Consider the following 16,539-nt stretch of genomic DNA (forward strand, 5'->3'; position numbering starts at 1 on the left):
CGTTATGTATCGGCATCATGTTAACCGCCTCGGCGTTTACGGCGCATGCTCGAGAAACCTGCAACCCCGATAGCTTTTCCAATCCTGACTTGGTCATTTGCGGCCAGCAAAGTTTCGAAAAGGTTGATGCCTTGCTGAATGAGCAATACAAGAAAGCGCTGGGCAGTTTGGCGCCTGCTGAACAGTTACAACTCAAAGGCGTGCAGAAGAAATGGGTGCGTTTCAAAGAAGGCTTTTGCGAGGAAATCTATCAGGGCACGTTCCCGGGCGCTGAGGCGCCGATTGATAGGCTTGGGTGTCTGGTGCAAACAACCAACGCACGTTTGGGAGAGTTGGTTGCTCTGCAAACCGGGTTGCCGCTGGACGGTTTTTACAAAGCCGCCACGGCCCTGGCTGGGCAGAATCGTGAGAAAGGTCTGGCGACGTCGATGGAGCGGTTGGGCGGGGCTGACTTCGACGATCCGCTTTGGAAGCAATACGCTGACGGGCACTGCGAAATGGCTGTTCAACTGTTTCGTGAAGACTTCGCCAATTGCATTGTTCGTATGCGTTTCCAGTTGCCGTTGAATCGTTGACGGGTTTGAAATTTTTCCACTTTTTCGATTACATCGCGAATTCGGCACTGGAGACAGGTTGCCAGCGGTCAAACAGGGAATTCAAGAAAGGGGACTTAACGTCCCCTTTTTCTATTCCAGATTCCGTTGAGCCTTAGCCCTGAAATGCCTGCCGCGTTTCAATATGATCCAGCGCGCCTTCCACCATCAACTGAACCCCATCCGCCATTCTGCTTAGCGCCAGGGCGACCGACCGGCGTGAGCCATCGATATCGTCAGCGAGGTCCGCAGCGATGGTACTGATGGATAACAAATCTTCCGAAGCGTTGGCTAGAAGGGCTTCGGCGTCGATTTTGGGGGAGAGGGTAAAGAGGCCTTCACGGCGCTTGGGTGTTGGATCTTTAGGTGGCCCGAAGTAGTGGGCGAAGGCGCGTTCGGCTGCTTCCTTGTCGAGTTTTTCATTGTCGACGGGTTCGGAGGATGTGGTTGTTTCGATATCGTTTGGTGAGTGATTCATCGGTGTAAATCCTGTGAAGTAGGAAAAAGATTTGCTCCCGATTTCGGACTTGCACATCCGGTCACCGATTTTGCGGCGACCCACAGAGGCTATCGATGATCGCTCAACCTGCCTAGTTCATGCATATCCCGGCGCTTTGCAGGAAATTTCCCATAGGTTTGCGGGGCTGAAGATCAAAAGATCGCAGCCTTCGGCAACTCCTACAGATATGTGTTTCAACAGGTGTAGGACGGTGGGTATTGGATTGTGACTTGGTGGTCATCGTGCGGGAAATGGGCTGCATCATCTTCCAATAGAGGCAGATAGTGGAGTTATCGTTCGAATCCCTTACACTGCCCCGGCCGTTCATTTTCCTTTTGAGGCTGTGCGCATGAAATTTCGTTTTCTTCTGTGGATGCTGGGTTTGTTGATGGGTAAGGCCAGTCGGACAAATCCTGCGTTCCAGCAGCAGTTGGGTGACAAGGATCTGGTGTTTCAGCTGCAGACTCTGGATGGGAAGGTGGCGCGGCATTTCGTGGTGAAGGGGCAGCGCATCACCAGCAAGTCAGGGGTGGTGGCGGAGCCGGCGTTTGCGATTGCGTTTAAAGATGCGGGTTATGGCTTTGCCACGATGCAGGCGAAGAATAAGCAGTTGGCGTTTATGCAGGGGATTCAGGACAAGTCGATTCAGATTAAAGGCAACCCGGCGCTGGTGATGTGGTTCCAGGGGCTGACCAAGTATTTGAAGCCGAGGAAGGCCAAGCCGAAAGCCTGAGTAGAAGGGCTGTTGTGGTGAGGGGATTTATCCCCGTTGGGCTGCGAAGCGGCCCTGAAACCTGATATTTGGGTTTTATCAGGCACACCCGGTTGGCTGGACTTGCGACTGCTGCGCAGCCGAACGGGGATAAATCCCCTCGCCACAGGTTTCTGGTGATTCAGTTGGGTTCTGGTTATTCAGCTGAATTGTGGTGATCAGATGGGTGCTGCTGAGTCAGTTGTACCGGGTTGGATTCTTCGCGAGCAAGCTCGCTCCCACAGGAGGTCGGCGAAACCTTGTGGGAGCGAGCTTGCTCGCGAAGTTTTTAGGCCTGGCTGAATTGCGAGGCCAGTTCGCGCAGCAGGACTTCGGCTTCGAGGACTTTGCTGACGACGTCGTTGGCTTTGTCGCGGCTCAGGCCGACGCGTTCGAGCAGGGCGTCGGGGATGTCTTCGTCCGGACCGGAGCCGATGCCGCGACCGCGCAGCAGGCGTACTGCCAGGCAGACGAGGTTCGGGTATTCGGCGTAGGCGCCATCGTAGCTTGGGTCGTGCTGGAAGCGCAGGGCGGTGGCCAGTTCGTCCGGCATGTCCCAGTAACGCATCAGCCACGAGCCGATCTGTTCACGGCTGATGCCCAGCAGGTGTTGCTCGACGTAGCTGTGGCACAGGTGCGGGTTGACCTCCAGGTGACGGCAGATCAGCGAGAAGTGTGGCGGGAACACGTGCGCCAGCAGCAGATAACCGAAGTTGTGCAGCAGGCCGGCAAGGTAGGTCAGGCCGGCTTCCGGACGCTGGGCGCGCGGCATGGCGCGGGTCAGGCCTTCGATGACGGCGGCGGTGTAGATCGACTGCTGCCAGTACGGCGTGGTGTGTTGCGGGTGGTCTTTCGGCAGGCTCAGGGTCTTGCCGAGGGCCAGGCCCAGCGCCAGGTTGATCACCAGATCGAAGCCGAGTACGCGGACAATGGCGTCTTCCACCGAACGAATCTTGCCCGGCGAAGCGTAGTACGGCGATGCCGCCCAGCTCACGACCTGTGCAGCCAGCGCCGGATCGGTTTCGACCACGCCGGTGATGTCGTCGATGGTGGCGTTCGGATCAACGCGCAGCTTGATGATTTTTTGTGCAGTTTCCGCCAGCGGTGGAATCTCGATGGTCGCTTCCAGACGCTGCTGGATACGGCGCGCCGTGAACGCTTGCACAGCCTGGGTGATTTCCTCGCGGTCGTCATCCGGGCGATCAAGGTTGGGGCGGATGCTGCTCAGGGCTTCGCCGAAGTTGGCGGCGCTGGCCTTGGTCAGCATGGTCTTGAAGGCTTCGCTGGTGATTTCCAGCAGTACGCCCGGTTCGCCGGAGTTGATCAGCAACTTCGGCTCGCGCAGCAAACTTTCTTCATACAGGCACGGCGAACTGGTCAGCGCCGGCAGGCCCGGCAACAAACTCAGGCTGTGTTTGCCGAGCATCTTTTCCAGGCGCTCGGTGGACACGGCGGTGAGGCGGCGGCCAGTCAGTTCAGCGAGGCGATTGAGGTCAAGCAGCTGGCTCTGCGGGAACAGCACCATCAGCGCGCCCACGGCATCGTCCAGCAACACGGCCTGCACTTTGCGCGAGGCGTTGAGACCGTGGTGGTCGAGCACTTCTTCGTAGGCGATGCCCAGCTTGCCCAGCAGCAGCCGAATGACGGACGGAGCGTGCGGGGGTTCGGGGGCGAGAGCGGCTTCGGTCATGGTGTGTATCCAGTTTTGAAACAATGGCAGGAGTATAACCAGCTCTGTAGGAACGATCCTTCACAAACTGCGACGGTGCTCACACTTGGCCATATTGCTGCCCATGACGCAGCCAGCGATCAAGCAATGGGCTGACGTGGGTCGGCCAGCGTTCCAGCAATGCCTGTGCGGCATCGCGCACGGCTGGCAACAGATCGGCGTCGCGCATCAGATCGGCGACTTTGAATTGCAGCAGACCGGTCTGGCGGGTGCCGAGCATTTCGCCGGGGCCACGCAGTTCGAGGTCTTTTTCGGCGATGACGAAACCGTCGTTGGTCTCGCGCATGATGCCCAGCCGCTGGCGCCCGATCTGTGACAGCGGCGGATGGTAGAGCAGCACGCAATGGCTGGCGGCGCTGCCTCGACCGACGCGGCCGCGCAATTGGTGCAGTTGCGCGAGGCCGAGGCGCTCGGGGTTTTCGATGATCATCAGGCTGGCGTTGGGCACGTCGACGCCGACTTCGATCACCGTTGTGGCGACCAGCAGTTGCAGGTTGCCGGCCTTGAATTCAGCCATCACGGCGGCTTTCTCGACGGGTTTCATCCGTCCGTGGATCAGCCCGACTTTCAGTTCGCCGAGGGCGGCAGTAAGGTCTTCGAAGGTGGTTTCGGCAGCCTGACAGGTCAGCTCTTCCGACTCTTCGATCAGCGTGCACACCCAATAGGCTTGACGCCCTTCGGCACAGGCGCCGCGCACCCGTTCGATGACTTCGACACGGCGGGTGTCGGTGACCAGCACGGTGTTGACCGGGGTTCGACCGGGCGGCAGTTCGTCGAGGATCGAGGTGTCGAGGTCGGCGTAGGCGCTCATCGCCAGCGTTCGCGGAATCGGCGTGGCGGTCATGATCAACTGGTGCGGGCACATGCGCCCGCCGACGCCTTTCTGCCGCAGCGCCAGACGCTGTTGCACGCCGAAACGGTGTTGTTCGTCGATGATCACCAGTGCGAGGTTCTTGAACTTCACTTCTTCCTGGAACAGCGCGTGGGTGCCGACCACCATTGGTGTACCGCTGGCGATTTGTTCCAGCGCGGCGACGCGGTTCTTGCCCTTGAGCTTGCCGGCGAGCCATGCGACTTCGATGCCCAGCGGCTCGAGCCAGCGCTTGAAAGTGATGAAGTGTTGTTCGGCGAGGATCTCGGTCGGCGCCATCAGCGCGACTTGGTAACCCGCCTCCAGTGCTTGCAGTGCGGCGAGGGCGGCGACCACGGTTTTACCCGCGCCGACATCGCCCTGAATCAGCCGCAGCATCGGTTCGTGCTGGCTGAGGTCGTAGGCGATTTCATTGCCGACACGCTGTTGCGCACCAGTCGGGCTGAAGCCGAGGTTGGCCAGATATTTTGGTGGCAGCTTCTTGGCTTTCGGCATCGCCGGGGCACGCAGCGAACGCATGCTCTCGCGCAGGCGTTGCTGCGACAGTTGATGGGTCAGCAGTTCTTCGAACGCCAGACGATGCTGGGCCCAGTGATGGCCGAGGGCGAGCTCGTCGACGTCGGCATCGGCCGGCGGGTTGTGCAGATAGCGGATCGCGTCGGCCAACGGCGCCAGTTGATAGTCGCGGGCCAGTTCGGTCGGCAGCCAGTCGGGCAGGCTGGTCGGGCCGAGCATGGTCAGGGTCTGCATGCACAACTGGCGCAGGCGCGCTTGCGTCAGGCCTTCGGTCAGCGGGTAGACCGGGGTCAGCGTTTCATCCACTGGCGGTGGTTCGTCGCCGGTAATGGCGCGGTATTCCGGGTGGTAGATTTCCAGCCCCGAGGCACCGGGCCGCGCTTCGCCGTAGCAGCGAATGCGCGTGCCGCGTTTGAGGCCTTCTTTCTGTGCGTTGCTGAAATGGTAAAAACGCAGGCTGAGCCCGCCGGTGCCGTCCTGCATTCGCACGACCAGGCTGCGGCGGCGGCCCATGACCACGTCGGCGCCGCTGACGGTGCCTTCGACGACGGCGTCCTGACCGGGGCGTAATGCGCCAATCGGCACCACGCGGGTGCGATCCTGGTAACGCAACGGCAGATGGAAAAGCACGTCCTGGAGGTTCTCCAGACCGACCTTGGCCAGTTTCTCGGCCATGGCTTCCCCGACACCCTTGAGTGCCGTCACCGACACTTGCGACAGCTCAGTCATGACGCTCGCTTAACCGGCTGTAACCGGTGCCGCTGGCTTGGCCACCGAACACAGGCGAATGGAGTCGGCAAGAATCTCGATGGCTTTCGGCCGCGGGAAGCTCGCGCGCCAGGCAATCGCTACGGTGCGGAACGGCACTGGCGGCGACAGTGGACGCACTTCGAGCACGCCCGGCGCGTAGTGATGGCTGTCGACCGCCGACAGCGGCAGGATCGAAATACCCAGCCCCGAAGCGACCATGTGACGAATGGTTTCCAGCGAGCTGGATTCGACCGTGGTGTGCTTGGCGCCGTCGCTGCCCTTGGTCAGGGTCGGGCAGGCTTCGAGCACCTGATCGCGGAAGCAGTGGCCTTCGCCGAGCAGCAGCAGGCTCTTGTCGTTGAGCAGGCCGGCGTCGATGGTTTCCTTTTGCGTCCACGGGTGCTGGGCCGGCATCAGGACGTAGAACGGCTCGTCGTAGAGTTGCAGGGTCAGCACGTCAGCTTCGTTGAACGGCAGGGCGATGATGATCGCGTCGAGCTCGCCGTTGCGCAGTTTGTCGCGCAGCACGTGGGTGAAGTTTTCTTCGATGTACAACGGCATCTGCGGGGCGACCCGGTGCAGTTGTGGAATCAGGTGCGGGAACAGATACGGGCCGACAGTGTAGATCGCGCCGACTTTCAGCGGAGCGGTCAGTTGGTTCTTGCCGGCCTGGGCCAGTTCGCGAATGCCTTGGGCCTGCTCCAGCACTTTCTGCGCTTGTGCGACGATGCCTTCGCCGACCGGCGTCACGCGCACGGCGCTTTTGCTGCGCTCGAAAATCAGCACACCGAGTTCGTCTTCAAGTTTCTTCACACCCACCGACAGGGTCGGCTGGCTGACGTGGCATTTCTCGGCGGCATGGCCGAAATGCTGCTCTTGGGCGAGGGTAACGATGTAGCGTAATTCTGTGAGGGTCATAGCAAGCGTCCATGAAGATGCGGGCCAAGCATACCGGCTGCAATCGATAGACGCACGTTATCAGACTGAGTGAGGAATGCGACACCGGGCAATGTGTGTTTGCCGCGTACAGATATGCAAAAGGCACCTTTCGGTGCCTTTTTGGCTGGATTCCCCGGTTGGCGGAGATACCTGTGGGAGCTGGCTTGCCAGCGATAGCGGTGGGTCAGTAGGTAAATTCTTGTCTGACACACTGCAATCGCTGGCAAGCCAGCTCCCACAGGGGTTTGTGTGGCTTTAGCGGCGACGTTCCAGCGAGTAAACAAACGGCGCAACAATTTCAATCGAGCCGTTGGTCAACATGTCGGCCGGCGGCTTGGGCAGCGGTTGAGCGCGGCGGATCATTTCCAGGGTAGCCCGGTCCAGATCGGCATTGCCGGAACGGCCCACCAGTTCGAACGACAGCACGTTGCCTTCGGCATCAACCACGAAGCGCAGACGGTTCAAGCCTTCCTTGCCCCGCGCCTGGGCGCTTTGCGGATACTTCTTGTATTTCGCCAGATGCGCGAGCAGCGTGCCTTGCCAGCTGGCCTTTGCAGCCATCTGTGCCGGCGAGGGACCCGGTGCTGGCTGGGCGGATTTCTCCGTCGGTGCCTGGGTCGGTTGTGCGTCGGACGGCTTTTCCTCGGAAGGTTTTTCCTTCGGCGGATCAGGCAGCTTCTTCTCGACCGGTTTCGGCGGTTGTGGCTTGGGCTTCGGCTTCACTGGCTTGGGCACGGCAATTTCTGCCTTCGGTGCTTCCGCCATTTTCGGAATCGGCAACTCTTCAACCGGAGCCGGTGGCTGCGGTGGTGTGACGACTTTCGGCGGAGCCGGCGGTGGCGGGGCCGGAACCGGTGCCAGCTCAACCATCATTGCCTGCGGCGGCAATTCGATGGGCGGGCGGGCGGTCCAGTTCAGTGCCAGCGCGATGGCCAGCGCATGAACACCCAGCACCACGGCCAGGCTACCGCCGTAACGCGTCAGCTTATGGCGCGTCGTGATCATTTCTTGGCTGCCGTCTCGAGTCCGACCAGACCGACCTTCAGGTAACCGGCTGCGCGCAGGTTATCCATCACGCTCATCAGGTCGCCGTAGTCCACGCCTTTGTCAGCCTGGAAGAAGATGGTCGTGTCTTTCTTGCCGTGGGTTCTGGCGTCGAGTGTGGCGCCGAGGGCTTCGGCCTTCACTTCGTCTTCGCCGAGGAACAGGCGCTGGTCAGCTTTGACGCTGAGGAACACCGGTTTCTCTGGCCGCGGCGCCGGTTTGGCGGTCGAGGCAGGGAGATCGACTTTGATGTCCACGGTGGCGAGCGGCGCCGCCACCATGAAGATGATCAACAGTACCAACATCACGTCGATGAACGGTGTGACGTTGATTTCGTGGTTCTCGGCCAGATCGTCGTCTGCGCCTTCTTTCAAATGCAGGCCCATGGCCGATTACCCCACTTTAACCATGTGCGGCTGGGAGCTGCGCTCAGGCTGGTGGTCGAGGTCACGGCTGACCAGCAGCAGGACTTCTGCCGAAGCGTCGGACACCTGCGCCTTGTAACCGGCAATCGAACGGGCGAACACGTTGTAGATGACCACGGCTGGAATTGCAGCGACCAGACCCAGTGCAGTAGCCAGCAGCGCTTCAGCGATGCCCGGAGCTACAACGGCGAGGTTGGTGGTCTGGGTTTTGGCGATGCCGATGAAACTGTTCATGATGCCCCACACGGTACCAAACAGACCGACGAACGGCGCGGTGGAACCGATGGTGGCGAGCACGCCGGTGCCGCTGCTCATGTTGCGGCCGCAAGCGGCAACCAGACGCTCAAGACGGAAGCTGACGCGTTCCTTGATGCCTTCTTTCTCGCGGCTGTTGACCGACAGGCGCATCTCTTCAAGGGCGTCGTGGACCAGCAGGTTGGCGAGGGTGCCCTCCTTGCCCGCCGTGGCGCTGGCTTCTTTCAGAGTGGCGGCTTTTTTCAGGGCAGCGATCTCGCCACGCAGACGACGCTTGGCGCCCATCAGCTCAAAGCCTTTGGCGATCCAGATGGTCCAGGTGATGATCGAGGCGATGGCCAGGCCGATCATCACGATTTTCACGATAATGTCGGCGTTCTGGTACATGCCCCATGGCGACAGGTCGTGGGCCATGCCCAGCGTGTTGTCGGCTTCGAGGACTTCCGGGGCATCGGCGGCGTCTACTGCTTGAACCGGATCGGTGGCAGCAGGCGCAGCAACCGGTGCGGTACCGGCAGGAGCATGCTGCTCGGTGGCGGCCGGAGCGGCAGGGGCCTGAGCGTCAGCGAAAGCGGCGGTCGGCGCCAGCATCAGGCTGAGCAACAGAGCCGCCACGGCGCTCCAGGCGCGAGGTCGTTTGGTTGGCGAAGCGGGAATTTGATTGCGTGTCATGCTGGCCGGACCTGAGATAGAAAAACGTGTGATGCTCTACCAGGCCTCGCAAGGCCGAGAACAAAAGTGGCGTGCATTATTGCAAGTAATTCTTGTTAACAAAAGTAATAGAGTATCTTTTTTTCCTTGATTGCTAGCCACTCGTCCAGTGCCGAGGCTAGTTTGTAGCTTTCCGATGGGAGTTTTTTGATGTCCGCGCCTTCTGTTTTGATCGCCGGTTGTGGTGATGTCGGTAGCCGTCTGGCCACGCAATTGCTGGCCCTGGGCTGGGAGGTTCATGGTTTGCGCCGTGACATTTCACGCCTGCCGGCCGGGGTGATCGGTGTGGCCGGTGACTTGTTCAATGAAGATTGCCCGGAGACCTGGCCGGTCGGTGCCGTGGATTACCTGGTGTATTGCGCGGCTGCCACCGACCACGATGAGGCCGGTTATCGCGCGGCTTATGTGCAGGGTTTGCAGAATGTACTGAGTTGGCTGGACGACTACGGGCAGACGCCGGATCGCCTGCTGTTCGTGTCCAGCAGCAGCGTTTATGGGCAGCAGGAGGGAGAGTGGGTCGACGAAAGCTCCGAAACCGTCGCGGCCGGCTACTCGGGTCGAGTGATGCTGGAAGCCGAGCAGTTGGCGTTGTCCAGTGGCATCCCGGCGAGCATCCTGCGTCTGACCGGCATCTACGGCCCTGGTCGTGAGTGGCTGTTGACTCAGGTGCGGCGCGGGTATCGCGTGGCAGTCGAACCGCCGTTGTACGGCAATCGCATTCATGCTGACGACGCTGCCGGTTTGATGGCGTTTCTGCTGGAAGCGGATCAAAAGGGTGTGGCGCTGGAGAAGGTCTACATCGGCGTCGACGATGCGCCGGCGCCGTTGGCCGAAGTGGTGGGCTGGCTACGCGAGTATCTGGGTGTGACTGAGTGGGCGGATGACGCCAGCGTGCGCCGTACCGGCAGCAAGCGATGCAGCAATGCGCGGGCGAAAGCGCTGGGCTGGGTGCCGAAATACCCAAGCTACCGCGAAGGTTATGCCGCGATCCTCGAAGGTAAATGCTGACTTCCAGGTACCGAAAATCACTGTGGGAGCTGGCTTGCCAGCGAAGACGGCCTATCAGTCAACATTGATGTTGAACGTGACGGCCTCATCGCTGGCAAGCCAGCTCCCACAGGATATGCGTTGTGCTCAGGTGTGCTTACTGTTTTTCCAGCAACCACTTGCGCTCACCCGGGGTGAACTGCGGCTGTTCATCCGCCAGTGCGCTGTTCACCGCTTGCAGGATTTCCAGCTCTTTACCCTTGCGGACAAAGATCCAGTTATTGCCTTGGCCACCCTGTTGCAGCCACATGCTGTCGTGGTCGCTGCTCATCGAGGCGCAATCGCCTGCGAGGCACAAGGCGTAACGATCTGCATTCGGCAGGCCAGTCACCTGACCATCAGCCTGAAACTGCACGGTGTTGCCTTCGCCGTCACCGCTGGCAATTTTCCAGCTGCCGCCCAGATAAGCGGAATACAGTGCGCGTTCGAAGCTGGCGCCGATCGGTGCACCTTCCGGTACCGGAATCTGCGCGCGGTCGAACAGTTGCTCCGGTTCGTTCTCGGTGGAAGCCTGTTTCAATTGTCGGCCGTCACGTTTCAGCTCACTGCTGGAGCTGCCATAGAAGTCGACTTTCCAGGCGCCGGACTGTTCGCCCAGCAGCCGTCCTTCGACGTTCTCAAAACCGTTGGTGTAGCGGGCCTGGCTGGCCTTGGTGTTGATGTCCCATTCCAGATTCGGGCCATAGGCCTGAAGCGCTTCGCGCAGGGGACCGCCCTTGGCGGCAGCATCGATCGCCACCTGGTTGATCCAGGTGCCGCTGATGTCACGGTCGGCAGGGTCGCTGGCGCAGCCGCCGAGGAAGATGGCGAGCAGCGAGAGAGCTAGCGCTTTGCGCATGGTGGAATCCTTTCAAAACCTTTTCTTGCAGAGCAGTCGGCGCAGCGTTTGATGGCTGCGCCGTACGCATTACTCGATGACCAGAATGGCATCCATTTCGACTTGCGAACCCTTCGGCAGGGCAGCAACGCCGATGGCGGCGCGGGCCGGGTATGGCTGGTCGAAGTACTTGCCCATGATCTCGTTGACCTTGGCGAAGTGGCTCAGGTCGGTGAGGAAGATGTTCAGTTTGACGATGTCCTTGAACGAACCACCGGCAGCTTCGGCCACGGCCTTGAGGTTCTCGAACACCTGGACGGTCTGGGCTTCGAAGCCTTCAACCAGTTCCATGGTCTTTGGGTCCAGAGGAATCTGGCCCGACATGTAGACGGTGTTGCCGGCCTTGATTGCCTGCGAATAGGTGCCGATGGCAGCTGGGGCCTTGTCGCTGGTGATAACAGTCTTGGTCATGTATGACTCCTTGTAATGGTTCAGTTATGCACGCATGCGGGTGATGCGGATGACCCCGGTCAGAGCGCGCAGTTTCTTGATCACGCGGGCCAGGTGCACACGGTCGTGGACGCTGACCACCAGTTGCACGACGCTGATGCGACCATCGCGTTCGTCCATGCTGATTTTCTCGATATTGCCGTCGGCTGCGTTGACGCTGCTGGCCAGCAGTGCGATCAGGCCGCGCTGATGTTCCAGCTCGACGCGCAGCTCGACGTTGAATTCGCCGGTGACATCCTTGGCCCACGAGAGCTGGATGCATTTTTCCGGGTTGTGGCGGATTTCGCTGATGTTGCGGCAGTTGTCCAGGTGTACAACCATGCCTTTGCCCGCCGACAGGTGCCCGACAATCGGGTCGCCCGGGATCGGCGTGCAGCATTTGGCGTAGCTGAGTACCAGACCTTCGGTGCCGCGAATCGCCAGCGGGCCTTCAGGGCTTGGCAACTGTTCGCCTTCGCCGAGCAGGCGGCGCGCAACCACATAGGCCATGCGATTGCCGAGACCGATGTCTTCCAGCAAATCTTCGATCAGTTCGAGACGGTATTCGGTGAGCATCGCTTTGACGCGCTCGGCCGGGATTTTTTCCAGTGAGCTGTCGAAACCGTTTAGCACCTTGTTCAGCAAGCGTTCGCCGAGGCTGATGGACTCGGAGCGGCGTTGCAGTTTCAGCGCATGGCGGATGTGCGTGCGCGCCTTGCCGGTGACCACGAAGTTGAGCCACGCCGGGTTCGGACGGGCGCCGGGCGCGCTGACGATCTCCACCGTGGAGCCGCTTTGCAGCGGTTCGGACAGCGGTGCGAGACGTCGGTTGATCCGGCAGGCAATGCAGCTGTTACCGACGTCGGTGTGTACCGCGTAGGCAAAGTCGACCGCCGTGGAGCCTTTCGGCAGCTCCATGATCCGGCCTTTTGGCGTGAACACGTAGACCTCGTCCGGGAACAGGTCGATCTTCACGCTTTCGATGAATTCCAGCGAGTTGCCGGCGCGTTGCTGCATTTCCAGCACGCCTTTGACCCACTGGCGGGCGCGGGCATGGGTGCCTTTCGGCTGTTCGTCACCGCTGGATTTGTACAGCCAATGGGCGGCGATGCCGTTGTTGGCCATCTCTTCCATTTCGCGGGTACGGATCTGAATCTCGATCGGTACGCCGTGCATGCCGAACAGCGTGGTGTGCAGCGACTGATAGCCGTTGGCCTTGGGGATCGCGATGTAATCCTTGAAGCGCCCCGGCAACGGTTTGTACAAATTGTGTACAGCGCCGAGCACGCGGTAGCAGGTATCGACCTTGTCGACGATGATCCGGAACGCATAGACGTCCATGATCTCGTTGAAGGCCCGACGCTTGCCGCGCATTTTTTTGTAGATGCCGTAGAGGTGTTTCTGGCGACCGCTGACTTCGCCCTGGATCTCATCGATGGCCAGGCAATGTGCGAGGGATTCTTCGATCTTGTTGACGATTTCCTTGCGGTTGCCCCGGGCGCGTTTGACGGCCTGGTAGATCCGCGCGGAACGCATCGGGTGCATGGCCTTGAAGCCGAGGTCTTCGAACTCTATGCGGATCGCGTGCATGCCCAGCCGGTTGGCGATGGGTGCGTAGATTTCGAGGGTTTCCTTGGCGATGCGCCGGCGTTTTTCGCCGGACAACACTTCCAGCGTGCGCATGTTGTGCAGGCGGTCGGCGAGTTTGACCAGGATCACGCGAATATCGCGTGCCATGGCCATGGCCATTTTCTGGAAGTTTTCAGCCTGGGCTTCGGCCTTGGTCTCGAAGTTCATCTGGGTCAGTTTGCTGACCCCGTCGACCAGTTCGGCCACGGTTTCACCGAACTGCGCTTGCAACGCTTCTTTGGCAATACCGGTGTCTTCGATCACGTCATGCAGCATCGCAGCCATCAAACTCTGATGGTCCATGTGCATGTCGGCAAGAATATTCGCCACCGCAAGAGGGTGCGTGACGTACGCCTCGCCGCTGCGACGGCGTTGACCGTCATGGGCTTGTTCGGCGTAGAAGTACGCTCGGCGGACCAGGTTTACCTGGTCTTTGCCGAGATAGGTCGATAAGCGATCGGCGAGGGCGTCTATGCTCGGCATGATGACTCCTGCCGTAGTCTGTATTCCCGCGCCGTGCTACGTCGACCAGGCATAGGCTTAGACGGCCTCGTTGGACTCGTCTTCGAACGCTGCGAACAGCGGCTCGTCCTGAACGATTTCCTGCTCGGCGATGAACTCGTAGCTCATCAGGCCTTCAGCGATTTCACGCAGGGCAACAACGGTAGGCTTGTCGTTTTCCCACTGAACCAGAGGCTCTTTGCCGCCGGTGGCCAGTTGACGGGCACGCTTGGTGGACAGCATGACCAGTTCAAAACGGTTTTCCACGTGGTTCAGGCAGTCTTCAACGGTTACGCGGGCCATGGTATTCCTCGGAGCGAATGCAATATGCGCGCTGCCCGGTTGGGCGAGCGGACTCAACAGTTTAAAAAATCACCAGCGATTAGGGAAGCGCTGATTTTTTGACCAAGCCCTTCAACGCGCTGCAAGTGCCAATGTAAAGCGCTTGCAGCGGTTTTGGGAAGCGCTGATTAGCCGAGCAATTCAGCGAGCAATTTGCCGAAACGCTGCTGTTGGCGCTTCTGTGCCAGCTGATTGGCACGGAAAATCGCCTTCAGATCGTCCAGCGCGTGGGCGAAATCGTCGTTGATGATCAGGTAGTCGTAGTCGACGTAGTGGCTCATCTCGCTGACGGCTTCACGCATCCGGCCGTCGATGATCTCGTCGCTGTCCTGACCGCGATTGGTCAGGCGCTGGTGCAGGGCCTGCAACGATGGCGGCAGAATGAAGACCGAACGCGCCTGCGGCATCAGCTTGCGCACTTGCTCGGCGCCCTGCCAGTCGATTTCCAGAATCAGGTCGTGGCCTTCGTCCAGTGTCTGCTGCAGGTGGCTTTGCGAAGTGCCGTAGAGGTTGCCGAAAACTTCGGCGCGCTCCAGGAAATCACCGTGCTCGATCATCTTCACGAACTCGCTGCGTTCGACGAAGTGATAGTTCACACCGTTCTCTTCACCGGGACGCATGGCGCGGGTGGTGTGGGAGACCGAGACGCGGATCTCCGGATTGGCGTCGGTCAAAGCCTTGACCAGACTGCTCTTGCCCGCGCCCGATGGGGCGGAAATGATGTACAGGGTGCCGGTGCTGTGGGTCATGTCGGGGTAGCCTTACTCAATATTCTGCACTTGTTCGCGCATCTGCTCGATCAACACTTTGAGGTTGACGGCGGCTTGGGTGCTGCGCGGGTCGAAGGCCTTGGAGCCCAGTGTGTTGGCTTCGCGGTTGAGTTCCTGCATCAGGAAGTCCAGGCGTCGCCCGGCGGCGCCGCCGGATTTGAGAACCCGGCGAACTTCAATGATGTGGGTGCTCAAACGGTCCAGTTCTTCGGCCACGTCGCTCTTTTGCGCGAGCATGACCATTTCCTGTTCGAGGCGCTGCGGATCAAGCTCGGCCTTCATGTCGGCGAAGCGATCGAGGACCTTCTGGCGCTGGGTCGCGAGCATCTGCGGAACCAGATCGCGCAGGGTCACGACGTCTTCTTCAATCGACGTCAGGCGCTCGTTGATCAGGCGTGCCAGTTCCGAACCTTCGCGCTCGCGGCCAGCCTTGAGCTCTTTCAGACCTTGATTGAACAGAGCCAGTGCGTCGGCATTCAGTGCCTGCGGGTCGCTGGCGTCGGCGACCAGCACGCCGGGCCAGGCCAGCACTTCCAGAGGATTCAACGCCGCCGGGTTCTTGATCAGGCTGGCGACGGTTTCAGCGGCGGCGACCAGTTGCGCGGCGCGCTCGCGATCCACCTGCAACGGTTTGCCGGTGCTTTCTTCGGTGAAGCGCAGAGTGCATTCGAGTTTGCCTCGCGACAGACCTTGGCGCAGCGCTTCACGCACGGCGCCTTCGAGGTCGCGAAACGACTCCGGCAGGCGCAGGTGAGGTTCCAGATAGCGGCTGTTGACCGAGCGCAGTTCCCAGCTCAGGGTGCCCTGAACGCCGGCTTTTTCAACGCGGGCGAAGGCGGTCATGCTGTGCACCATGGCGGTGACCTCGCAATGCAGATCGACACGGAGCGTAGGCTCCGCAGCTCGATATCAATGAATTTAAGCCGACTGGCAGCAAAGGCGCAGGATTGTAGCGCAGTGCGGCGAATGCGCCCAAACACACGGTGTGACAAAGGGCTGCAGGCCGTCGGGTAAGTACGTTTCAGGGCCTTCGATCGTCGGGCGAAATTTTTAACCCGTGCCCAGTCGCGGTGCACGGCTCTATAATGCTCGGCAGTTTTCCGTCCCCAGTACAGGTATTCCCTATGAAACGTCCAAGTGGTCGCGCTGCCGATCAGCTCCGCTCGATCCGCATTACCCGCAACTACACCAAACACGCCGAGGGATCTGTACTGGTCGAATTCGGTGATACCAAAGTCATCTGCACCGTCAGCGTCGAAAACGGCGTGCCGCGTTTCCTCAAAGGTCAGGGCCAAGGCTGGTTGACCGCTGAATACGGCATGCTGCCGCGCGCCACTGGCGAGCGTAACCAACGTGAAGCGAGCCGTGGCAAGCAGGGCGGTCGTACTCTGGAAATCCAGCGTCTGATCGGTCGTTCGCTGCGCGCCGCACTGGACATGTCCAAGCTGGGCGATGTCACCCTGTACGTCGACTGCGACGTGATCCAGGCTGACGGTGGCACCCGCACTGCATCGATCACCGGCGCCATGGTTGCGCTGGTCGATGCGCTGAAAGTGATCAAGAAGCGCGGCGGCCTGAAAGGCGGCGACCCGCTCAAGCAAATGATCGGCGCCGTGTCGGTTGGCATGTATCAGGGCGAGCCAGTGCTGGATCTGGACTATCTTGAAGATTCGGCTGCCGAGACTGACCTCAACGTAGTGATGACCAGCTCCGGCGGTTTCATCGAAGTTCAGGGCACCGCTGAAGGCGCGCCGTTCCAGCCAGAAGAGCTGAACGCCATGCTTGAGCTGGCGAAGAAAGGCATGAACGAAATTTTCGACCTGCAAAAGGCTGCACTGGCCGACTGAACAGGTTCATAACC

17 protein-coding genes are annotated in these 16,539 nt (G+C 60.2%); 4 read left to right on the forward strand and 13 right to left on the reverse strand.

Annotation, left to right across the window (positions count from 1 at the left end; all coding sequences use genetic code 11):
* The first annotated feature begins 17 nt into the window (after positions 1 to 17).
* Positions 18 to 575 (forward strand): lysozyme inhibitor LprI family protein, encoded by a 558-nt coding sequence (locus ACTWLJ_RS07740; RefSeq protein WP_445180443.1) that lies wholly within the window; start codon positions 18 to 20, stop codon positions 573 to 575.
* A gap of 133 nt (positions 576 to 708) precedes the next feature.
* Here ACTWLJ_RS07740 and ACTWLJ_RS07745 read toward each other — a convergent pair whose 3' ends face one another.
* Positions 709 to 1,071 carry a DUF6124 family protein gene (locus ACTWLJ_RS07745; protein WP_445180444.1) on the reverse strand — a complete coding sequence of 121 codons (363 nt, stop codon included), beginning with the start codon at positions 1,069 to 1,071 and terminating at the stop codon, positions 709 to 711.
* 370 nt (positions 1,072 to 1,441) lie between these two features.
* Between ACTWLJ_RS07745 and ACTWLJ_RS07750 the strand changes: the two genes are divergently transcribed.
* Complete coding sequence (locus tag ACTWLJ_RS07750; RefSeq protein ID WP_445180445.1) at positions 1,442 to 1,825, forward strand: helicase; 384 nt, start codon at positions 1,442 to 1,444, stop codon at positions 1,823 to 1,825.
* 307 nt (positions 1,826 to 2,132) lie between these two features.
* On the opposite strand, the gene ACTWLJ_RS07755 is transcribed toward ACTWLJ_RS07750, so the two are convergent.
* The 6 genes from ACTWLJ_RS07755 to exbB form a co-directional block, all read right to left on the reverse strand.
* A complete protein-coding gene (locus tag ACTWLJ_RS07755; RefSeq protein ID WP_401218737.1) occupies positions 2,133 to 3,533 on the reverse strand; it encodes an aminoacyl-tRNA deacylase and HDOD domain-containing protein in 1,401 nt (466 codons plus the stop codon).
* Between the two features lie 79 nt (positions 3,534 to 3,612).
* Complete coding sequence (gene recG, locus ACTWLJ_RS07760; RefSeq protein ID WP_401218740.1) at positions 3,613 to 5,688, reverse strand: ATP-dependent DNA helicase RecG; 2,076 nt, start codon at positions 5,686 to 5,688, stop codon at positions 3,613 to 3,615.
* Positions 5,689 to 5,697: 9 nt separating this feature from the next.
* A complete protein-coding gene (locus ACTWLJ_RS07765; RefSeq protein ID WP_401218742.1) occupies positions 5,698 to 6,627 on the reverse strand; it encodes a hydrogen peroxide-inducible genes activator in 930 nt (309 codons plus the stop codon).
* Positions 6,628 to 6,903: 276 nt separating this feature from the next.
* Positions 6,904 to 7,653, reverse strand: a complete 750-nt coding sequence (locus ACTWLJ_RS07770) for a TonB family protein (RefSeq protein WP_445180446.1) — start codon at positions 7,651 to 7,653, stop codon at positions 6,904 to 6,906.
* On the reverse strand, positions 7,650 to 8,078 hold the full coding sequence (gene exbD, locus ACTWLJ_RS07775; RefSeq protein WP_401218748.1) for a TonB system transport protein ExbD: 429 nt from the start codon (positions 8,076 to 8,078) through the stop codon (positions 7,650 to 7,652). Before exbD ends, ACTWLJ_RS07770 begins: the two co-directional genes overlap by 4 nt.
* A gap of 6 nt (positions 8,079 to 8,084) precedes the next feature.
* A complete protein-coding gene (gene exbB / locus ACTWLJ_RS07780; RefSeq protein ID WP_445180447.1) occupies positions 8,085 to 9,044 on the reverse strand; it encodes a tonB-system energizer ExbB in 960 nt (319 codons plus the stop codon).
* 189 nt (positions 9,045 to 9,233) lie between these two features.
* Between exbB and ACTWLJ_RS07785 the strand changes: the two genes are divergently transcribed.
* The gene (locus tag ACTWLJ_RS07785; protein WP_445180448.1) at positions 9,234 to 10,091 is read left to right on the forward strand and encodes an SDR family oxidoreductase; all 858 of its coding nucleotides are present in this window, start codon (positions 9,234 to 9,236) and stop codon (positions 10,089 to 10,091) included.
* 136 nt (positions 10,092 to 10,227) lie between these two features.
* Here the strand turns inward: ACTWLJ_RS07785 and ACTWLJ_RS07790 are convergent, their stop codons facing one another.
* The 6 genes from ACTWLJ_RS07790 to ACTWLJ_RS07815 form a co-directional block, all read right to left on the reverse strand.
* Complete coding sequence (locus ACTWLJ_RS07790) at positions 10,228 to 10,968, reverse strand: hypothetical protein (RefSeq protein ID WP_445180449.1); 741 nt, start codon at positions 10,966 to 10,968, stop codon at positions 10,228 to 10,230.
* Positions 10,969 to 11,037: 69 nt separating this feature from the next.
* Positions 11,038 to 11,418, reverse strand: a complete 381-nt coding sequence (locus tag ACTWLJ_RS07795; protein WP_003229509.1) for a RidA family protein — start codon at positions 11,416 to 11,418, stop codon at positions 11,038 to 11,040.
* 24 nt (positions 11,419 to 11,442) lie between these two features.
* Positions 11,443 to 13,548 carry a bifunctional GTP diphosphokinase/guanosine-3',5'-bis pyrophosphate 3'-pyrophosphohydrolase gene (gene spoT / locus ACTWLJ_RS07800; RefSeq protein WP_445180450.1) on the reverse strand — a complete coding sequence of 702 codons (2,106 nt, stop codon included), beginning with the start codon at positions 13,546 to 13,548 and terminating at the stop codon, positions 11,443 to 11,445.
* Between the two features lie 57 nt (positions 13,549 to 13,605).
* The gene (gene rpoZ / locus ACTWLJ_RS07805) at positions 13,606 to 13,869 is read right to left on the reverse strand and encodes a DNA-directed RNA polymerase subunit omega (RefSeq protein WP_016985812.1); all 264 of its coding nucleotides are present in this window, start codon (positions 13,867 to 13,869) and stop codon (positions 13,606 to 13,608) included.
* A gap of 167 nt (positions 13,870 to 14,036) precedes the next feature.
* Positions 14,037 to 14,657 (reverse strand): guanylate kinase, encoded by a 621-nt coding sequence (gmk, locus tag ACTWLJ_RS07810; protein ID WP_445180451.1) that lies wholly within the window; start codon positions 14,655 to 14,657, stop codon positions 14,037 to 14,039.
* 12 nt (positions 14,658 to 14,669) lie between these two features.
* A complete protein-coding gene (locus ACTWLJ_RS07815; RefSeq protein WP_445180452.1) occupies positions 14,670 to 15,533 on the reverse strand; it encodes a YicC/YloC family endoribonuclease in 864 nt (287 codons plus the stop codon).
* Between the two features lie 269 nt (positions 15,534 to 15,802).
* On the opposite strand from ACTWLJ_RS07815, the gene rph reads away from it, so the two are divergent.
* On the forward strand, positions 15,803 to 16,525 hold the full coding sequence (gene rph, locus ACTWLJ_RS07820; RefSeq protein WP_128604619.1) for a ribonuclease PH: 723 nt from the start codon (positions 15,803 to 15,805) through the stop codon (positions 16,523 to 16,525).
* Positions 16,526 to 16,539: the final 14 nt, after the last annotated feature.

The sequence above is a fragment of the Pseudomonas sp. McL0111 genome (genome assembly GCF_052567255.1).

Bases quoted from the DNA above. Each gene is read 5' to 3' on its own strand.
- ACTWLJ_RS07750 (WP_445180445.1), top strand. From the start codon at position 1,442: ATGAAATTTCGTTTTCTTCTGTGGATGCTGGGTTTGTTGATGGGTAAG.
- ACTWLJ_RS07785 (WP_445180448.1), top strand. From the start codon at position 9,234: ATGTCCGCGCCTTCTGTTTTGATCGCCGGTTGTGGTGATGTCGGTAGC.
- gmk (WP_445180451.1), bottom strand. From the start codon at position 14,657: ATGACCCACAGCACCGGCACCCTGTACATCATTTCCGCCCCATCGGGC.
- ACTWLJ_RS07765 (WP_401218742.1), bottom strand. From the start codon at position 6,627: ATGACCCTCACAGAATTACGCTACATCGTTACCCTCGCCCAAGAGCAG.
- ACTWLJ_RS07790 (WP_445180449.1), bottom strand. From the start codon at position 10,968: ATGCGCAAAGCGCTAGCTCTCTCGCTGCTCGCCATCTTCCTCGGCGGC.
- ACTWLJ_RS07770 (WP_445180446.1), bottom strand. From the start codon at position 7,653: ATGATCACGACGCGCCATAAGCTGACGCGTTACGGCGGTAGCCTGGCC.
- spoT (WP_445180450.1), bottom strand. From the start codon at position 13,548: ATGCCGAGCATAGACGCCCTCGCCGATCGCTTATCGACCTATCTCGGC.
- rpoZ (WP_016985812.1), bottom strand. From the start codon at position 13,869: ATGGCCCGCGTAACCGTTGAAGACTGCCTGAACCACGTGGAAAACCGT.
- ACTWLJ_RS07755 (WP_401218737.1), bottom strand. From the start codon at position 3,533: ATGACCGAAGCCGCTCTCGCCCCCGAACCCCCGCACGCTCCGTCCGTC.
- ACTWLJ_RS07740 (WP_445180443.1), top strand. From the start codon at position 18: ATGTTAACCGCCTCGGCGTTTACGGCGCATGCTCGAGAAACCTGCAAC.
- ACTWLJ_RS07815 (WP_445180452.1), bottom strand. From the start codon at position 15,533: ATGGTGCACAGCATGACCGCCTTCGCCCGCGTTGAAAAAGCCGGCGTT.
- rph (WP_128604619.1), top strand. From the start codon at position 15,803: ATGAAACGTCCAAGTGGTCGCGCTGCCGATCAGCTCCGCTCGATCCGC.
- exbD (WP_401218748.1), bottom strand. From the start codon at position 8,078: ATGGGCCTGCATTTGAAAGAAGGCGCAGACGACGATCTGGCCGAGAAC.
- ACTWLJ_RS07745 (WP_445180444.1), bottom strand. From the start codon at position 1,071: ATGAATCACTCACCAAACGATATCGAAACAACCACATCCTCCGAACCC.
- recG (WP_401218740.1), bottom strand. From the start codon at position 5,688: ATGACTGAGCTGTCGCAAGTGTCGGTGACGGCACTCAAGGGTGTCGGG.
- exbB (WP_445180447.1), bottom strand. From the start codon at position 9,044: ATGACACGCAATCAAATTCCCGCTTCGCCAACCAAACGACCTCGCGCC.
- ACTWLJ_RS07795 (WP_003229509.1), bottom strand. From the start codon at position 11,418: ATGACCAAGACTGTTATCACCAGCGACAAGGCCCCAGCTGCCATCGGC.